Annotated in this window: 14 protein-coding genes, 7 tRNA genes, 1 rRNA gene and 1 other annotated feature; all 22 genes read right to left on the minus strand. The window is 46.7% G+C overall.

The window, feature by feature from the left end:
- Positions 1-90 precede the first annotated feature (90 nt).
- Positions 91-2,511 carry a phenylalanine--tRNA ligase subunit beta gene (gene pheT, locus OCV96_RS12245; RefSeq protein WP_262594655.1) on the minus strand — a complete coding sequence of 807 codons (2,421 nt, stop codon included), beginning with the start codon at positions 2,509-2,511 and terminating at the stop codon, positions 91-93.
- A 90-nt stretch (positions 2,512-2,601) separates the two neighbouring features.
- Positions 2,602-3,645 (minus strand): phenylalanine--tRNA ligase subunit alpha, encoded by a 1,044-nt coding sequence (locus OCV96_RS12250; RefSeq protein WP_022152876.1) that lies wholly within the window; start codon positions 3,643-3,645, stop codon positions 2,602-2,604.
- Between the two features lie 232 nt (positions 3,646-3,877).
- Positions 3,878-4,146 (minus strand) — a binding site (T-box leader).
- A 59-nt stretch (positions 4,147-4,205) separates the two neighbouring features.
- Positions 4,206-4,910, minus strand: coding sequence for a metallophosphoesterase (locus tag OCV96_RS12255; RefSeq protein ID WP_262594656.1), 705 nt, complete (start codon positions 4,908-4,910; stop codon positions 4,206-4,208).
- Positions 4,911-4,988: 78 nt separating this feature from the next.
- A complete protein-coding gene (locus OCV96_RS12260; RefSeq protein WP_262594657.1) occupies positions 4,989-5,837 on the minus strand; it encodes a hypothetical protein in 849 nt (282 codons plus the stop codon).
- The gene (locus OCV96_RS12265; RefSeq protein WP_227733790.1) at positions 5,827-6,357 is read right to left on the minus strand and encodes an RNA polymerase sigma factor; all 531 of its coding nucleotides are present in this window, start codon (positions 6,355-6,357) and stop codon (positions 5,827-5,829) included. The genes OCV96_RS12260 and OCV96_RS12265 overlap by 11 nt, the downstream gene beginning before the upstream one ends.
- 144 nt (positions 6,358-6,501) lie before the next feature.
- Positions 6,502-7,494, minus strand: coding sequence for a DNA polymerase III subunit (locus tag OCV96_RS12270; protein WP_117466061.1), 993 nt, complete (start codon positions 7,492-7,494; stop codon positions 6,502-6,504).
- 110 nt (positions 7,495-7,604) lie between these two features.
- On the minus strand, positions 7,605-8,045 hold the full coding sequence (locus OCV96_RS12275) for a YaaR family protein (protein WP_117466062.1): 441 nt from the start codon (positions 8,043-8,045) through the stop codon (positions 7,605-7,607).
- A gap of 70 nt (positions 8,046-8,115) precedes the next feature.
- Entirely contained in the window at positions 8,116-8,706 is a 591-nt protein-coding gene (locus tag OCV96_RS12280; RefSeq protein ID WP_262594658.1) for a nucleoside/nucleotide kinase family protein, read from the minus strand.
- 59 nt (positions 8,707-8,765) lie between these two features.
- Positions 8,766-10,187: a pyruvate kinase gene (gene pyk / locus OCV96_RS12285; protein ID WP_262594659.1), complete on the minus strand. Its 1,422-nt coding sequence runs from the start codon at positions 10,185-10,187 to the stop codon at positions 8,766-8,768.
- A gap of 22 nt (positions 10,188-10,209) precedes the next feature.
- A complete protein-coding gene (locus OCV96_RS12290; RefSeq protein ID WP_262594660.1) occupies positions 10,210-11,649 on the minus strand; it encodes an aminotransferase class I/II-fold pyridoxal phosphate-dependent enzyme in 1,440 nt (479 codons plus the stop codon).
- Positions 11,650-11,683: 34 nt separating this feature from the next.
- A complete protein-coding gene (locus OCV96_RS12295) occupies positions 11,684-12,250 on the minus strand; it encodes an HD domain-containing protein (protein ID WP_022312595.1) in 567 nt (188 codons plus the stop codon).
- A 52-nt stretch (positions 12,251-12,302) separates the two neighbouring features.
- The gene (locus tag OCV96_RS12300; protein WP_262594661.1) at positions 12,303-13,820 is read right to left on the minus strand and encodes a peptidoglycan binding domain-containing protein; all 1,518 of its coding nucleotides are present in this window, start codon (positions 13,818-13,820) and stop codon (positions 12,303-12,305) included.
- A 107-nt stretch (positions 13,821-13,927) separates the two neighbouring features.
- Positions 13,928-14,248, minus strand: coding sequence for a branched-chain amino acid transporter permease (locus tag OCV96_RS12305; RefSeq protein ID WP_227733795.1), 321 nt, complete (start codon positions 14,246-14,248; stop codon positions 13,928-13,930).
- Complete coding sequence (locus tag OCV96_RS12310) at positions 14,224-14,922, minus strand: AzlC family ABC transporter permease (RefSeq protein WP_227733796.1); 699 nt, start codon at positions 14,920-14,922, stop codon at positions 14,224-14,226. The genes OCV96_RS12305 and OCV96_RS12310 overlap by 25 nt, the downstream gene beginning before the upstream one ends.
- Positions 14,923-15,167: 245 nt before the next feature.
- Positions 15,168-15,240 (minus strand) — tRNA-Lys (locus OCV96_RS12315).
- Positions 15,241-15,265: 25 nt separating this feature from the next.
- Positions 15,266-15,338 (minus strand) — tRNA-Phe (locus tag OCV96_RS12320).
- A 32-nt stretch (positions 15,339-15,370) separates the two neighbouring features.
- A tRNA-Met gene (locus OCV96_RS12325) sits at positions 15,371-15,444 on the minus strand.
- Between the two features lie 56 nt (positions 15,445-15,500).
- A tRNA-Tyr gene (locus OCV96_RS12330) sits at positions 15,501-15,582 on the minus strand.
- A gap of 21 nt (positions 15,583-15,603) precedes the next feature.
- Positions 15,604-15,676, minus strand: a tRNA-Thr gene (locus OCV96_RS12335).
- Positions 15,677-15,794: 118 nt separating this feature from the next.
- A tRNA-Val gene (locus tag OCV96_RS12340) sits at positions 15,795-15,867 on the minus strand.
- Between the two features lie 22 nt (positions 15,868-15,889).
- Positions 15,890-15,963: transfer RNA gene (locus OCV96_RS12345), tRNA-Asp, on the minus strand.
- Between the two features lie 91 nt (positions 15,964-16,054).
- Positions 16,055-16,134 (minus strand): 23S ribosomal RNA (locus OCV96_RS12350); the annotation flags it as partial.

Consider the following 16,134-nt stretch of genomic DNA (forward strand, 5'->3'; position numbering starts at 1 on the left):
AGCAGCTGCCTGCGCGAAATGCGCCTGCAACTGCTATTTTATCATATCTTTTCGAAAATGACTACTCTATTTCTTCTATCGCTTACCGCTTTAGGATCTGAGTTCCACGCCCAGCTTGTTGTTCAGATTCTTCAAGATCTTCTTCACGTAGCCGTCGACTGCCTCTGTGGTGAATTCTTCCTCCTTCGGGGCAAAGGTTACGGTGAAGGCCATGGACTTCTTCTCGGGTCCCACCTGTAATCCCTCATAGACATCGAAGAGTTCTACGGACTCCACGAAGCTGCTGGCTTCCGCGATGGCCTTCTCTACCTCGCCACAGGTAACGGACTTGCTCATTACCAGTGCCAGGTCTCTGGTCTCCTTGGCGAACCTGGAGATCGGTGCGAAGGTAGGAACCTTGCCGTATACGGGACGCAGGGCTTTCAGGTCGATCTCTGCGATGTATGCGGACTCACGCATGTCTTCTTCCTTCTGGATCTCGTAGGTCAGCTGCCCTAAGTAGCCGATCTCTTCGCCGTTGTACAGGATCTTTGCGGTACGATAAGGATGCAGGAAGGTCTTTTTGTCCTCCACATATTCAAAATCAATAAACAGAGTCTCTGCTACGATGCCTACCAGACCTTTCAGGGTGAAGAAGCTCTCTTCCTTGCCCCAGATACCGATGCAGATGGTCTCTCTCTCATCGGGATACTCGGTCAGAGGCAGATCCTTAGGGATGAATTTATTGCCGATCTCATATACTCTGTCTTCCAGACAACCGTTCTTCTGGTTACGGGCAATGGCATGGATCATCTGGGGAGCCAGAGTGGTACGCATCAGAGACAGATCCTCGTTGATCGGGTTGATCAGACGGATGGCCTTTCTCTCCGGTGCATCCTCAGGCAGGCCTAACAGATTCAGATCGGAAGGAGAGAAGAAGGAATAATGTACACCCTCAAATGCGCCCTGTGCACACAGTGCTCTCTTGATCTTAAGCTCGGTCTTCTGTTTGGTATTCATGCCGCCGCTGGTTACAGCTGCTGCCGCGAGGAAGGTCGGTGTTACGTGGTCGTAACCGTACATACGGATCACTTCCTCTGCAATATCGGGATAGGATTCCATATCTTCACGATATGCGGGTACCTGAATGGTCAGTTCGTCACCGTTAATTACGGGCTGGAAGTTCAGGGATTTTAAGATTCTCTCAATATCAGCGGTAGGTACTTCAATACCCAGTACACCATTTACTTTCTTGATGCTTGCCTTCATCTCGGCAGGCTCGATGGAGTTGCCGGTGCTGACTTCTACGTGAGTAGAGGATACTTTACCGCAGCCCAGCTCCTCGATCAAATGCAGTGCTCTCTTGCTGGCCATAACGGTAGCATACTCATCCACACCCTTGGCATATCTCTGGGAGGAATCGGAAGACTGTCCCAGTGCTCTGGAGCTCTTGCGGATATTGTCTCTTGCAAATTTTGCGGACTCGAAGATGACAGCCTCTGTGGTGTCGCGGATCTCGGAGTTCAAACCACCCATGATACCGGCTAAAGCTACGGGCTTTACGCCATCGCAGATAACGAGGTTATTTTCGTTTAATTCAAACTCTTTTTCATCCAGGGTCATGATCTTTTCCTTGTCATGGGCACGTCTTACATGAATGGCATTGCCTTCAATGTAAGAAGAATCAAATGCGTGCATAGGCTGCCCCAGCTCTTTTAAGATGTAGTTCGTGATATCTACAACATTGGAGATAGAACCGATGCCCACCAGTGCCAGACGTCTCTTCATCCATGCGGGGGATTCACCGATCTTTACATCGGATACGTAGTGTGCGATATATCTGGGGCACAGATCCGGAGCATCCACAGTTACGGTAAATCCGTCCTTGGTAATGCCGCTCTCAGTATAATCCAGTGCCGGAGTCTTCACAGGCTTATTCAGGATAGCCGCTACTTCTCTGGCAATACCGAAGATGCTCTCGCAGTCCGGTCTGTTGGCGGTAATGGCAATGTCGAAGATCCAGTCATCCAACTGTAACAGGGGCTTTACGTCCGCACCGACCTCAGCATCCTCCGGCAGTACCAGCAATCCGTTGTAGCCAGCGCCGGGATACAGATCCTCGTTCAGTCCCAGCTCGGTACCGGAACACAGCATACCGCAGGACTCATAGCCACGAAGCTTGCCTTTTTTGATCTTCATGGTACCTTCGATGGTCACATGATCTTTTGCGGTAGCATATACCTGGGCACCTTCCAGTGCTACAGGGTATTTGCCGCCTGCGTGTACGTTATCTGCACCACAGCAGATCTGCAGGGGCTCTGCGCCTCCTACATTTACCTTACATACATGTAAGTGGGTCTCAGGAATCGGCTCACACTCTTCTACCAGACCTACGACCACACCACTGATATCCTTGCCTACTTCATAGGATTCCTCTACCTCAAATCCGCAGGAAAATAACTTTTCCTCCAGTTCCTTGGCTTCTACATCAATATCTACATATTCTTTTAACCAACTAAGTGGTACTAACATATCTTTTACCTCCTTCGGCGTCGTCTTTTACGACGTCCTCTCGTACTATTCCTTGCATTGCTACTGTTCTAAAATCATATTTCCGTGATCTTAGTCATCATTGATCTGATCCAGTACTCTCATATCAGATTGATATAACAGTTTGATATTGTTAATACCGTACTTTAACATTGCCAGACGCTCAATACCGATACCGAATGCCAGTCCACTGTACTCCTCGGAATCAATGCCACAGTTCTCCAGTACCTTCTTATTCACGATACCGGCACCCAGTACTTCGATCCAGCCGGTACCCTTGCACAGACGACAGCCACAGCCTCCGCAGGCGAAGCAGCTGACATCCACCTCTACGGAAGGCTCGGTGAACGGGAAGTAAGAAGGACGCAGTCTTGTGGTGGTACCTTCACCGAAGATTTTCTGTACCAGTACTTCCAGCATACCCTTCAGGTCGCACAGAGTGATGGTCTTGTCTACTACGAGACCTTCCATCTGGGTAAACATGGGAGAATGGGTCGCATCATCATCGGAACGGAATACTTTACCGGGGCTCAGAATCTTGATGGGAGGCTTCTGGCTCTCCATAACGTGTACCTGACCTGCAGAGGTCTGGGTTCTAAGCAGAAATTCCGGAGACAGGTAGAAGGTATCCTGCATGTCTCTTGCGGGGTGATCCTGCGGGGTATTCAGTGCGGTGAAGTTGTAATAATCGGTCTCGATCTCAGTACCTTCATATACGCTGAAGCCCATGGATGCGAAAATGTCGATTAACTGGTTACGCACCTGAGTTACAGGATGCAGATTACCGGTCTTACGGCTCTTTGCCGGCATGGAGATATCGATCTTCTCACTCTCGTAGCGCAGCTCCATCTCTTTTTCTTTTAACTTCGTATTCAGCTCGTCAAAATGCTCGCTGGCCCAGTTCTTCAGTTCATTGACTTTCTTACCGAAGTCCGCTTTCTCTTCCTTGGGTACGGAACCCATCTGCTTCATCAGACCGCCAATAATACCGTTCTTGTCCAGAATGGTCTTCTTGTACTCGTAGACACCCTTGGTATTCTCAATCTTTTCCAGTTGTTCCCGGATGTCGGCTTTGATCTGTTCGACTTTTTCATTCAATTCGTTTAAATCTGCCATCTTACTCCTCATTTCTGTGTGCTATTCTGCACACTGTGCCTTGTTGCACACGTGTTTTTACTTGTGCCTGGGTGTGTATTGCATTTTCATATTGTAACTATTCAGAGCCTCCTTCGCAAAATCGCATCTGCGATGCTTACTTGGAGAACAGGCTTACCTGTTCTCTGCTCATTGAGGCTGCTTCGCCATTGGCTCTGAATAGTTACAAAAAACCGCGCATACAAATTCACCCCATTGGGACGAATTTTATATCCGCGGTACCACCCAAATTCCTTATGTGAAAAATGAAAACTTCTTGAAGCTATCTTTACATTCACGATAAGACTCTTAACTCACGTAACGAGTGAGGAAACGTCATACCCTACCAAATCTTCCATTCTTCCGGTATGCGGCTCGCGTGGGAATTTCGATTCTGCTTGAACCTCAGGAAGCTTTTCAGCCGGTGAACTTCCCTCTCTGTCAGGAAAAAAGAATCTTACTGTGCACGTTCATTGCCTTTACTTTGATATGATAATACCGGAATAGCGGAAATGTCAAGGTCTTTTCATCATCTGGCCTGCTTATACTTCTTTCCATAAAATTTTTTCCACGGTGTCGATCACTGGATATTTCTGTGTTCCGATGGGGTGTCCGTCACGATAGGTGGAAAATACATCGCAGGAGATCACATTGGTGCTTCTGTATATTTTCTCCACCGGTGTATGTCCAACAACCTGTAAAAGGCTGTCTTCTTCATACATTGTCTCCTGATGATACTGCGGGCGGTACCAGATGGGGCTGGCACTGCACCATAGCTGCTCCGGTCCCATGGTATTTATCTCTGCGATGGTTTGGTCCACAGAGTCTGTATTTTTCACATTTTCCTCTACAAATGCCTGTAAGATGCCGCCATGGCAGAACAATACATCATCGATCCTCTGTATGTACCGAATCTGATTCCCGGCCGGCAATGCCTCCTTAAGTTCCTCCAGTTTATTTCTGACCGTATAGGCTGCCGCCCGACTGTATCCCGATTCCCGCTCATTCCACAGATAGCATAGATCATGATTCCCGTAACACCACAGAGTGTCGGGGAATTCCTTTGCAAAAGAGATCGCCGCGTCAAAAGTCTGCGCATACAATTCAATGTCATATTCCCTGTTCCAGTCATCCGGGATGTCCATCAGGCATACTGCCCGATCCGCCACACCTTTTCTCATCCATTCAGCCGCTTCCTTGAACATATACGGTTTTAAATGAACATCCGGTATCACAAGTGCTTTCATATCTGCTTCTCCTTTCTGCCCGCCACCACCGTAGAAATTCCATCGGTGAAGCCTGCTCCGACACCTCATACTTTCATTTTAATTTTCCCCTCCGGCTCTGATGATCTCCGCTGCCATCTGCCCAAGTCCTTCCGCCCCGTACTTATCCCAGTTCGGATAGACACCGCGGTAGTTAATGCAATAGACAAGGCCGTCCATCTCCAGCATGACCCGACTGATACATTTCATATACTGGTTTTCTGCGCCGTAGACAATTTCATATTTTCCGGCCGCAATGCTGGTTTGGTCATACGGGGTCAACTGGTAGCCGTCCGGAACATATTTTCTCGCATAGCCTTCATAATACACTCGAATACCGTCCACCGTTTTCAGCTCTGTCACCGAATTTTGTTCGTCTGCCATGACATCCTTCATCAACTCTTCAAAACTTTTGTGGGCAATCTTCTCCCCCACTTCTGCTGTTTCCACTCCAATGGTGACGATATCGGTTCCTTTCTGATAAAAAAGTTCCAACAGCTGATCTCCGAAAAGCTTCTCTCCCTTCTCATCCAATGCCTCCGTATTCACCAGGGCAGCACTCTGAAAGTCAAATCCATTGGAAAAGGTTTCCACTGTTCTGAAAGTTTTTCCCAGATCCTGTGCAGCCTGTTGTAAATCCTCATAATTCGCATATTCGGTTGTGATTTCCGTCGCACGATAATGTTTTACGATTTCCATGGCCGCACAGCCGGTGACCAGTAACGCTGCCAGCACACACGCTGTTGTCAGGACCCGCCTGCGCAGATTGTACCGGTTCCCCTGCTGTCTGCCGGTAAGTACCTGCTCCTGTGCATACAGTCTTTGCAGTAATTTTTCCTGCAGTTCTGCCCCGGGTCTGATATTTACAAAACTTTCTTTTAATAACATTTCCATTCTTTCATCTGTCATAACCTGCCGCCTCCAATTCTTCTTTCATCTTTTCTCTGGCCTTATGTAACCTGCTCTTTACTGTTCCCTGTGGAATCCGAAGGCACCCTGCGATATCCTCTATCGTCAGTTCTTCCCTGTAGTACAGGCACAAGGGAATCCGATATTTCTCCGGCAATTTCCGCAACGTTGTCTGTACATACCTGATTTCTTCTTTTTTTAACAGATGATCTTCCACTTCGGATCGTTCCCCGTTCCCCCCGGCTGCTGGCTCCATGGGTTCCTCACTTTCCATCGGTGCAATGCTGTTTCTACGGTTTATTTTCCGGTTCCGATTTTTCCAAATCCGAATTGCAACAGATAGTAAATAACTTTTCGGATTTCCGTCTTTTTGTATCTTGTCCAACAGTTCCAGGGTTTTCAGGAAGGTGTCCTGATACAATTCTTCCGCCTCCGGTCTGTTTCCTGTCAGGTAGACGCAAAAACTGTAGATATCAGTGCCATATGTTGCAATGAACTGCTCTAATTCCTGTATTGTCATATAAATTTCCTTTCCGGTATTTTCGTCTGCAGTACGTTAATGCTTTTACTATATATTGTCCTGAGCTTCCAACCGGTTCATTTTTATATAAAAAAATAGAAAGTGAAGTGTGGATTTCACTTTCTACTCATTCAGTTTTCTGTCTTATCCGTTCTCTTTGATCTCCAGCATCAAAAGTTCCATAGTCAGGTCAAAATTTACGTTAGCATCCAAGCGCCTCTTTGCCTTATCCAGGGCTTCGATGACTTCCTCGATTCCTTCATAGCTGCTGCGCTGGGCCACACGGCGGATGGCACTGATCTCTTCACGGAAAACGAGATGGTTCACATCACTGGTTGCCTTGAACAGGAGCACATCCCGGTACCAGATGGCGATCAGATCCAGATAATCATTGATCTGCAGCTTATATTCCGTAATCTTTTTGATCGCTGCGGTGATCTCACTCAGATCCATATCCTGAATATATTTCAATAGCGACAACGCTTCATTCTTAATATTATCGAAGTCCTCACTGGACGCCAGGGATTTCGCCTTGCCGATATTACCTCTGGCAAATGCCACACAGACCTCCGCTTTATAATCCGGCACCTGCAGCTGATGCATGAGATAATTACGCACCAGTTCATCGGCTACCGGCTTCATGTTCAGTACCACACAACGGCTGAGGATCGTCGGCAGCAGAGAATTCACGTTAGAAGTCAACAGCATGATCACTGCATACTCAGGCGGCTCCTCCAGCGTTTTCAGGATTGCATTCTGCGCCTGGGGCGTCATCTTCTCTGCCTCGTTCATAATATAGATCTTATACGGACTGCTGTAGGGTTTGATAGCGATATCATTATTGATCTGTGCACGAATATCATCTACGCTGATGGTATTGGGCTTCTCATGGCTGACATAGATAATGTCCGGCTGGTTGTCCGACAGCGCCTGCTTACAAGAATGGCATTCCTGACAAGGCTCGGTTCCGCCCTTTTCACACTGCAGGGTCATGGCAAATACTCTGGCAATAAATTCTTTGCCGGAGGATTTTTCACCGTTGATGATATATGCATGGGAAATCTTCTTCGCCGAAATGGCGTTCTGTAAATGCTCTTTAATCTGTTCCTGACCTATGATGTCATGAAATGTTGCCATTGGTATTCCCCCTGTCTGTTATCTTATGCTATGTCTGTACACCGTTAATCATCTGCTCTGCTTCTATCGTACTTCCTTCTGGCCTTTAGCGCAAATAAAATTTTGCAGGATCAAGTAAAAATATCCAATAACAGTCCCCGGATCTCCCCGATCTTGTTCAGGATCGCCAGATTGTCTTTTTCATCCTTCATCAGTTCCTGTGCCAGCTGATCCAGATTCTCATCCACCAGCCGGATAATGCCATACACACGGTGCCGGCCTCTCCGATCCAGGAAGTTCTCTCTGGAAAAAGAATGGGATCTGGTCACCACTTCATTGAGAAATTCCTTGACCAGCCCACGGTAATGTCGCATATCCTTCACATCCCGTTTCTTTGCCAGCTTTTCGCCCTCTGTGGTGATCTCCGCCATCAGGTTCGTCAGTCGCTCCTGAAGTTCTGCTTCCTCCACATGGCTCGCCAGCATGAATTTGAAGCTGCCGTCCGTGGGCGCTGTGTTCTGTACCTGCTCCACGGGAGCCGGCTGCTGTATCTGATTTACTCTCATTTCCATACGCCCACCTCTTTTCCTCTGTTTACCGGCTATATTCCGGCATTTTTCTTCTCTGTTATCAGTATTTCGGCTATATTCCGGCTTCTTTTAAGTACTTTGTAATATCTTTCAGACATTTTGTCAGATCTGTATTCTCGAATCTGTCCCGGATCCCTGCTGCCGCCAGCTTTTCTTCGGAGAAATCTGCGCTGTCCGCCAGAAATCTGCGACACATCTCTTCGTACTTCGGCTTCTCCTGTCGCAGTTCCCTGTCCAGTGCCCGCTGCAGGCGTACACCGTCATCCAGCTCAATATAGACCGACAAAATAGCTTCTGTTCCGAAATAAGCAATCATTTTCTCATAGGCTTCCAGGGTTCCGATCATGAGATAATTCTGTTCTGACAGATCAATCTGCCCATCATCCACCGTAAAATACCGCCAGATGCCATAGACCGTATCATATGCCCTGTCTTCAATGACCTTTCCCTGTGCCTTTAATGCTTGAAAACCGGCTTCATCCGTAAAAAAATATTCCACACCATTCTCTTCTCCTGCACGGATCGGTCGTGTTGTATAAGGCACGATGGTCCTCAGATCCATCGTGCCCTCTTTCATCAGTTCTTTAAAAACAGTATCTTTCCCCGAGGAACTTTTCCCCATGAGATATACAATTTTTCCCATATCTGCGTTCTCGTTTTCCCGCTCCTGTTTCGGCTGTTTGACCGCCGTACAGTACGTTTTTATTCTACTTCCACCACGTGGATCATATCGGTCTTACCTACCACGCCCAGAGGTACGCCTGCGGTGATGACAACCGTATCCCCGGTTTTCACCAGACCTGCCTGCTTTGCCTTGAATACCGCTTCCTCGAACAGAGCATCCGTGGTCCGCTCCTTCTGGATCATGACAGGTTTTACACCCCACAGCAGATTTAACTGGCGGTATACCTTCTCATCCAATGTACAGCCGATGATCTGGCATCCGGGCTTATAACGTGCGATCATATTTGCGGTAAATCCGGACATGGTTACCGTAATAATAGCTGCTGCATTCAGATCGGAAGCAACGCTGCATGTTGCATAGGAGATTGCCGTGGTAATATCCGGAGTCTCCTGTCTGTCTTCCTTGACTCTCTGCATTCTTCCGCGGTAGTCAATATCCTGCTCTGCTCTCTCCGCAATGCGGGACATAGTCTTAACAGCCTCTACCGGATACAGACCGGCTGCGCTCTCGCCGGAAAGCATGATTGCTGTGGTTCCGTCATAGATCGCATTGGCAATATCTGTTGCCTCCGCTCTGGTCGGACGTGGATTCTTGATCATGGACTCCAGCATCTGGGTCGCAGTGATTACATGCTTGCCCTGTGCCACTGCCATCTTGATCATCTTCTTCTGCAGAATAGGTACTTCTTCCAGAGGAATTTCGACACCCATGTCACCACGTGCTACCATGATACCGTCTGCTGCAGTAATGATCTCTTCCAGATTCTGGATTCCCTGCATGTTCTCGATCTTGGCGATGATCTTGATCTTGCTGCCTCTGTCCTCTACGATCTTGCGCACTTCCTGAATATCTTCCCTGGTTCTGACAAAGGAAGCTGCGATAAAGTCAAATCCGTGCTCTACACCAAACACAATATCTGCCAGATCCACCTCACTGATATAAGGCATGGACAGAATCGCTCCCGGTACATTGACACCCTTATGATTCGATACAAAACCGCCGTTTATGACCTTACATACAATGTCTTCTCCTTTGATCTCTTCTACCGTCATTTCGATCAGACCGTCATCGATCAGGATCGTTTTCCCGACATTGATGTCATTTTTCAGATTTTTGTAGGAAATAGTGGCTCTTTCCGCTGTTCCCATGATTTCTTCCGTTGTCAGGACAAACTGTTGACCGGATACCAGCTCTACCTTACCGCCCTCAAAATCACGCAGACGAATCTCCGGTCCTTTGGTATCCAACAGAGTTGCTACCGGCAATCCCAGTTCTTTTCGTACTTTCAGTACTCTGTTGTATTTAACCAGCTGTTCCTTATGGCTTCCATGGGAAAAGTTAAAACGTGCCACGTTCATGCCTGCAAGCATCAATTCTCTTAATTTCTCCTCACTCTCACTGGCCGGACCGATGGTGCAAATAATTTTGGTTTTTCTCATACAGGCTAAATCCTTTCTGCTGCTATTTTTTTTGATTTTTGACTACGGTAATGCAATATTCGTCTTTTTCGGTGACTCCCTGTACCTTCAGACCCTTTCTGAAATACTCCGCAAGCTTTCGGCAATGGATCTCTTCGATCTGTTCTCCCGGTACCAGCACCGGAATTCCGGGAGGATACAGATTCACAAAATCTCCTGCAATCCTGCCTGCAGCCTGTGCCAGAGGAATCTCCTCTTTTTCGGCATCCCATGCATCCGCAAGAGACAAACTGACTTCCGGCTGCATGTGATAGAGAGATGTCTCTCTGGAATCTCCGCCTTCCGTCTGTGGCTGCGTCTGCCACTTTCCCGCAGATATGTCACGATCGATGGCAAGCAATGCATCCGTCATTCTTGTGTATGCCTCGTCACTGTCTCCTATGGTGAACATCGCAAGACAATGATCTGCAGCTGCCATTTCCAACTGCAAGTGGTACTCCTCTAATAGAATATCATAAATCTGCTGTCCTGACAAACCTGCCTTTGAAGATAATATCACCAGTTTTCCGATATCCTGTCTGGCATCCAGCGGCAAGAAATGAAGGTTCCTGCATTCTGACAGTTCTGTCAGCATTCTCAGATAATTCACCTGCAACCGGGCAAACAGATAATCTCCCTGCTCCTTTACCAGCTGTAGTGCATTGTCAATTCCTGCCATTAGTACATAGGATGGACTACTGGACTGATAAATATGCAAAAACCTGCGCAAACGTTCTCTGTCGACCAGTCTTCCGTTGACATGAAGCAACGCGCTCTGTGTCAGTGCCGGCAAAGTCTTATGAACACTGTGGATCACCAGATCCGCGCCACACTGGCAGCTGTTCTTCGCAAATCCTTCCGCCAGTCCCAGATGAGCACCATGGGCTTCATCCACGATCAGAGGAATTCCTTTACTATGTACCAGCTTTGCGATCGTCTCTATATCTGCGATCCTGCCTTCATAAGTGGGTGACACCAGAAATACCGCATCCGGAACAGGCTCCCGGCTGAATGCCTCTGCGATCTGTTCCGGAGTTACCGCATCATAAATATCATACTCCTCCATCATTTCCGGATACAGATAAGAAACTGTTAAATTTCTCAGATATGCCGCATGATACGCAGATTTATGGGCTCCTCTGGTCATAAGGATCCGCCCGCCCCTCGGAACCGCCGCACTGATTGCCGCCAGAACCCCGCAGGTACTTCCGTTGATAAGGTAAAAGCTCTCGTCTGCGCCGTACAGTCCGGCTGCCTCGTTCTGTAATCGTCTTAGGATTTCCTCTGGAGCATGTAGATTATCAAATCCATCAATCTCCGTGATGTCGATATCCATGATCTCCCGGGGGAATTCTCCACAAAGCAGTCTCTTATGTCCCGGCATATGATAAGGATAATAATCTGTCTTACTGTAGTCTTTTAATCTCCGGTATAATTCACCCAATTCCGTCATTCTCCTGTTTTGGGTTTCCACCCTTTTATTTTCCCTGCTCCTCTTCAATCTTCCGAAGCTTCTCGATCAGGGCTCCATGTCCCTTATGTACATGAAATGTCTCCATAAGCGAACACCATTTGTCTGCCATGGTGACGATCCAGGCTTCACGACACATGGGAACTGCGGAGATTGTTAGCGGCCACATATGTTTTTTTATAATATCTTTTTCCCTGGGAGTGAGATGGTATTCCTTCTGTGCATTGTGAAGCGCTCTTCCCGGATGATAAAAGCCATGCAGCTTATGGGGGCTGATATGATCCGGCGTGTGCCAGTCGTACAGAAAGTAATCATGCAATAATGCCCCACGGATCAAATCCTTTTTTTCACAGGGAATATGCAGCTTCTCGCTGATGGCAAGACTATATTTTGCCACATTCATACTGTGATCATTGACTGTCATGTTACCGTGCTGTACATGTGACCGTGTGGAGCGAAAGTTCTTAGAACGCAGAATATCCGGTGCTACCGCCCGGATCTCCTGCCTTAACTGTCGTTCTCTTTCAAATCTCTCTTTCCACTTCTGCACTTTTTTTGCTGAACGCTGTTTCATAAAACTGCCTTCCTTCTCAATATCCCCTCATCTATAGCCACACTGATTCGCATTAATAGTAATAGCATACTACCGGGAAACCGGTAGATACATATTCATAAATAGCTGCCGCCATATTCAGTGGCAGATTGACACAACCGTGAGAGCCTGATGTCAGATAGATGGTTCCACCGAAGCTTCCTCTCCAGGTAGCATCATGCATTCCGACATTTCCGTTAAAAGGCATCCAGTAGTTTACCGGCGTCTCATAATCCGCACCGCGTAATACGGCATTTTTTGTCTTATAGGTCAGTCCGAACACTCCGGGAGGGGTCATGCAGCCCGCTTTGCTCATATTACCGGATACAAAATCTGTCTCCAATACAATGCTTCCATTCTGGAACAGATAAAGATGCTGATTCGTCAGATCAATTTCCACGTAGGAATTACCGATATCGTCACTTCCCTTCTGTGCTCCCTTGCTGCTGTATACCGGTTCCTTGTCGATGTTTTCTCCCTTTTCAATAGAAGCTGTCAGTTCTTTGACCTCTTCCTCGCGGTCGGTCTTCCAGCCGTAAGCTCCGCTGGGCAAGGTAAGCTCGATTCCCTGAACTGTGGTAAACTTTCTCTTTTTGCCATAGGTGTCATATTCTTTGGCCTGTTCTGCTACGAATTCCTCGATTGCTTCCTCGTCCAGTTGGGGATCCTTGTTATCCGTCTGGATCCACTCATGGATCGTATCTCCGTCTACGACAACCTTATTGCCGTTCCAGTCATAGGTGATCTGTGCGCTGACCCATTTATTCATGGTATCACAGGCTTTTACCAGCGCTGCATCCTCTGCCGTTATTTTGGCAGTTTCATAACAGCCCTGCTCCTCCAGATCTACCGTGGTATCTCCCTGCATGATTGCTGTGGATACTACTTCTTCTACCAGGTTGTTGTTCAACTCTATTCCCATGGTCTCCGGAATGATTTCATAATTCTTGTTCTTCTCGGAATATTCACTGATATAAGCATCTTCCGGTGCAATCATATTTTTGTTCTGCAGTGCAGGCATCTGTGCCAGTTGTTCCTGCAATTTGTCTGCATCATAGGACACCCCCTGAACTACATCATGATTCTGCGTACTCCACAGCATCTCAATCCACAGGAATTCATTCTGTCTGTTCAAAAGCTCCTGTGCCGCATTCAAAGTATCCACCCAGTACATTCCGATCTCAGATGCTGTGATCGTACCGATCTCTTCCTGCACACCGTTCTCATCTCTACCCAGAATCTGTAAACTATACTGCTGTGACTGCTGATCCATGATCGCCGCTACCTCTGTCGCCGTCATATTACTGCAATCACTGTTATTGATATAAGTATGATTCAGAAAATGAGACTGGTAGTAAATTGCCACACCACCATATGCCAATAGAATTACTGCAACTACAGCTGCTACAATACCAATCCATTTTTTGCTCTTTTTCTTCTGTACCGCTGTCTCTTCCACAGGCTGTTTTATTTCCTCTTTGCTCTCCGTTTCTTTCTTATCAGCCTCTTTCTTTGTTGTTTCTTCTTTTAATTCTTTGTTATCGTTTTCCATTTTATCTTCTGTTTCTCCCTCATCTTATTTCTGTTGCGCTCATTATAGCATTTAATTTCGTAAAAAAACAGTGTGAAAAGGCTGAAAAAAAGCCTTTTCACACCGTTTTAGAATACTACTTGCACTAATATCATATAAAGTATGGTCCCTACAGCTATACTCAGCAACGTATTTTTCTTCCAGATATGAAGCAATGCCACCACGGCAATAGACAACAATTCCGGAATTCCATGACTGCCGGTAAACAGATTAATTCCTTTTACACAGTAAATAACAAGAATCACCATAATGGCCGGCGGAAGTACTTTTCCAAGATATGTGACTGTTTCCGGAACCTCTCTCTTTCCATCAAATGCCACGAAAGGAACTGCCCGTATGATCAAAGTTACAATAGCTGCAACTGCTATGATTGCGACGGAATGTAACATTTTTTCTTAACTCCTAATAATATGATTGCGGTAATGGTCAATGCAGGTAATAAAAAGGTGTCTGCGCCCAGTACCAGTAAACACAGAACTCCGACAACGCCTCCGATGACTGCCGGTTTATGTTCTTTCGTATCCATCCACTGGTTGACTACTATAACTGTGAATAATGCCGTCATGGAAAAGTCAATTCCCGTAGTGTCGATTGGCAGGACCCTTCCGGCCAGTGCACCTACACAGCTTCCCAGAATCCAATAGCAATGATCCAACAGAGAAATGTAGAAGCTGACCCGTTCCTCACGCATTCCCTCAGGAACTTTCAGATCACATAACAGAGAAAACGTCTCATCCGTAAGGGAAAAGATCATATAAGGATATGTTATACCCATTTTTTTGAAATTTTCTACAAAAGAAAGTCCGTAAAATATGTGTCTGCCATTGACAAACAACGTCATGATCAGTGTATACCACAGACTTGCTCCCGCCGTCAGCAAGGTGACCAACACAAACTGCATGCTTCCCGCATACACAAACAAGCTGATAAAAAAGGCCCACCAGAAGCCGTATCCTGCATCATTCAGCATCAGTCCAAAGGCAAATCCCAGGAAAAGATATCCCAGCATGACTGGTATGGACTGTACGATTGCGTAACGCAATTCTTTTACTTTACTTTCCATTTCGATTTTAAATCTCTTTCGTTGATTTCTTTATTTCCGACGAATTATTTTAGCATATCATTCTTGTGCAGGCAATGGTCTGATATAGGTTCTCTTGTGCCTGGAAAACTATGAGAAACACGCTTCGCGAGTTTCTCAAGTTATCGCGGCAGTCGCCAAGATCTCGTGCGAGCACGGACTTTGGCTCGTTGCTCGCGTAAATTAAAAGAGATCAATATACAAACCGTATATTGATCTCTCTGCAATGAGACACGGGGGATTCGAACCCCCGACAACTTGATTAAAAGTCAAGTGCTCTACCGACTGAGCTAGTATCCCATATATTATTTTTAGATATTACAAATGCCCAGAACCGGAATCGAACCAGTGACACGAGGATTTTCAGTCCTCTGCTCTACCAACTGAGCTATCTGGGCATTTTAGATCTGAATTTTCACTCAGATCTTAGTAGCGGGGACAGGATTTGAACCTATGACCTTCGGGTTATGAGCCCGACGAGCTTCCAGACTGCTCCACCCCGCGATATTATGTTGTATATGATATGTTTTCCTTTTCAAAAATATTCCTGAAAAAGAAAATGGATGGAGGTGGATTCGAACCACCGAAGCAAATTGCAGCAGATTTACAGTCTGTCCCCTTTGGCCACTCGGGAATCCATCCATATGGAATTGTGTTCCATAAAGCCGATGATCGGACTCGAACCGATAACCTGCTGATTACAAATCAGCTGCTCTGCCAATTGAGCCACATCGGCGTATTCATAACAGCTGATTTGTAATCAGCAGCTCTGCCTACGCTTGACTCGTTTCACTCCTCAATCGTCATGAATTGAGTCACATCGGCGTAACATTTAAAACCGTTTTCACTAGAAATGGGGCCTATAGGGCTCGAACCTATGACCCTCTGCTTGTAAGGCAGATGCTCTCCCAGCTGAGCTAAGACCCCACAAGGATTAAAAATCCTTTAACGACCCAGATCGGACTCGAACCGACGACCTTCGCCGTGACAGGGCGACGCTCTAACCAACTGAGCCACTGGGCCATTCCTGAAGATAACAATTTGTACCTTCAAAACCGAACACTGAAATCTAATCTCTATACCCTAACTTACATCCTTTTCCTATCCAAAACCTTTGGTCAAGCCCTCGACCGATTAGTAAATGTCAGCTGAACACATTGCTGTGCTTACACCTCATTCCTATCTACCTCGTAG

The organism is Waltera acetigignens (genome assembly GCF_025567015.1).
GTDB lineage: Bacteria > Bacillota > Clostridia > Lachnospirales > Lachnospiraceae > Acetatifactor > Acetatifactor acetigignens.

Bases quoted from the DNA above. Each gene is read 5' to 3' on its own strand.
- pheT (WP_262594655.1), bottom strand. From the start codon at position 2,511: ATGTTAGTACCACTTAGTTGGTTAAAAGAATATGTAGATATTGATGTA.
- OCV96_RS12250 (WP_022152876.1), bottom strand. From the start codon at position 3,645: ATGGCAGATTTAAACGAATTGAATGAAAAAGTCGAACAGATCAAAGCC.
- OCV96_RS12255 (WP_262594656.1), bottom strand. From the start codon at position 4,910: ATGAAAGCACTTGTGATACCGGATGTTCATTTAAAACCGTATATGTTC.
- OCV96_RS12260 (WP_262594657.1), bottom strand. From the start codon at position 5,837: ATGACAGATGAAAGAATGGAAATGTTATTAAAAGAAAGTTTTGTAAAT.
- OCV96_RS12265 (WP_227733790.1), bottom strand. From the start codon at position 6,357: ATGACAATACAGGAATTAGAGCAGTTCATTGCAACATATGGCACTGAT.
- OCV96_RS12270 (WP_117466061.1), bottom strand. From the start codon at position 7,494: ATGGCAACATTTCATGACATCATAGGTCAGGAACAGATTAAAGAGCAT.
- OCV96_RS12275 (WP_117466062.1), bottom strand. From the start codon at position 8,045: ATGGAAATGAGAGTAAATCAGATACAGCAGCCGGCTCCCGTGGAGCAG.
- OCV96_RS12280 (WP_262594658.1), bottom strand. From the start codon at position 8,706: ATGGGAAAAATTGTATATCTCATGGGGAAAAGTTCCTCGGGGAAAGAT.
- pyk (WP_262594659.1), bottom strand. From the start codon at position 10,187: ATGAGAAAAACCAAAATTATTTGCACCATCGGTCCGGCCAGTGAGAGT.
- OCV96_RS12295 (WP_022312595.1), bottom strand. From the start codon at position 12,250: ATGAAACAGCGTTCAGCAAAAAAAGTGCAGAAGTGGAAAGAGAGATTT.
- OCV96_RS12300 (WP_262594661.1), bottom strand. From the start codon at position 13,820: ATGGAAAACGATAACAAAGAATTAAAAGAAGAAACAACAAAGAAAGAG.
- OCV96_RS12305 (WP_227733795.1), bottom strand. From the start codon at position 14,248: ATGTTACATTCCGTCGCAATCATAGCAGTTGCAGCTATTGTAACTTTG.
- OCV96_RS12310 (WP_227733796.1), bottom strand. From the start codon at position 14,922: ATGGAAAGTAAAGTAAAAGAATTGCGTTACGCAATCGTACAGTCCATA.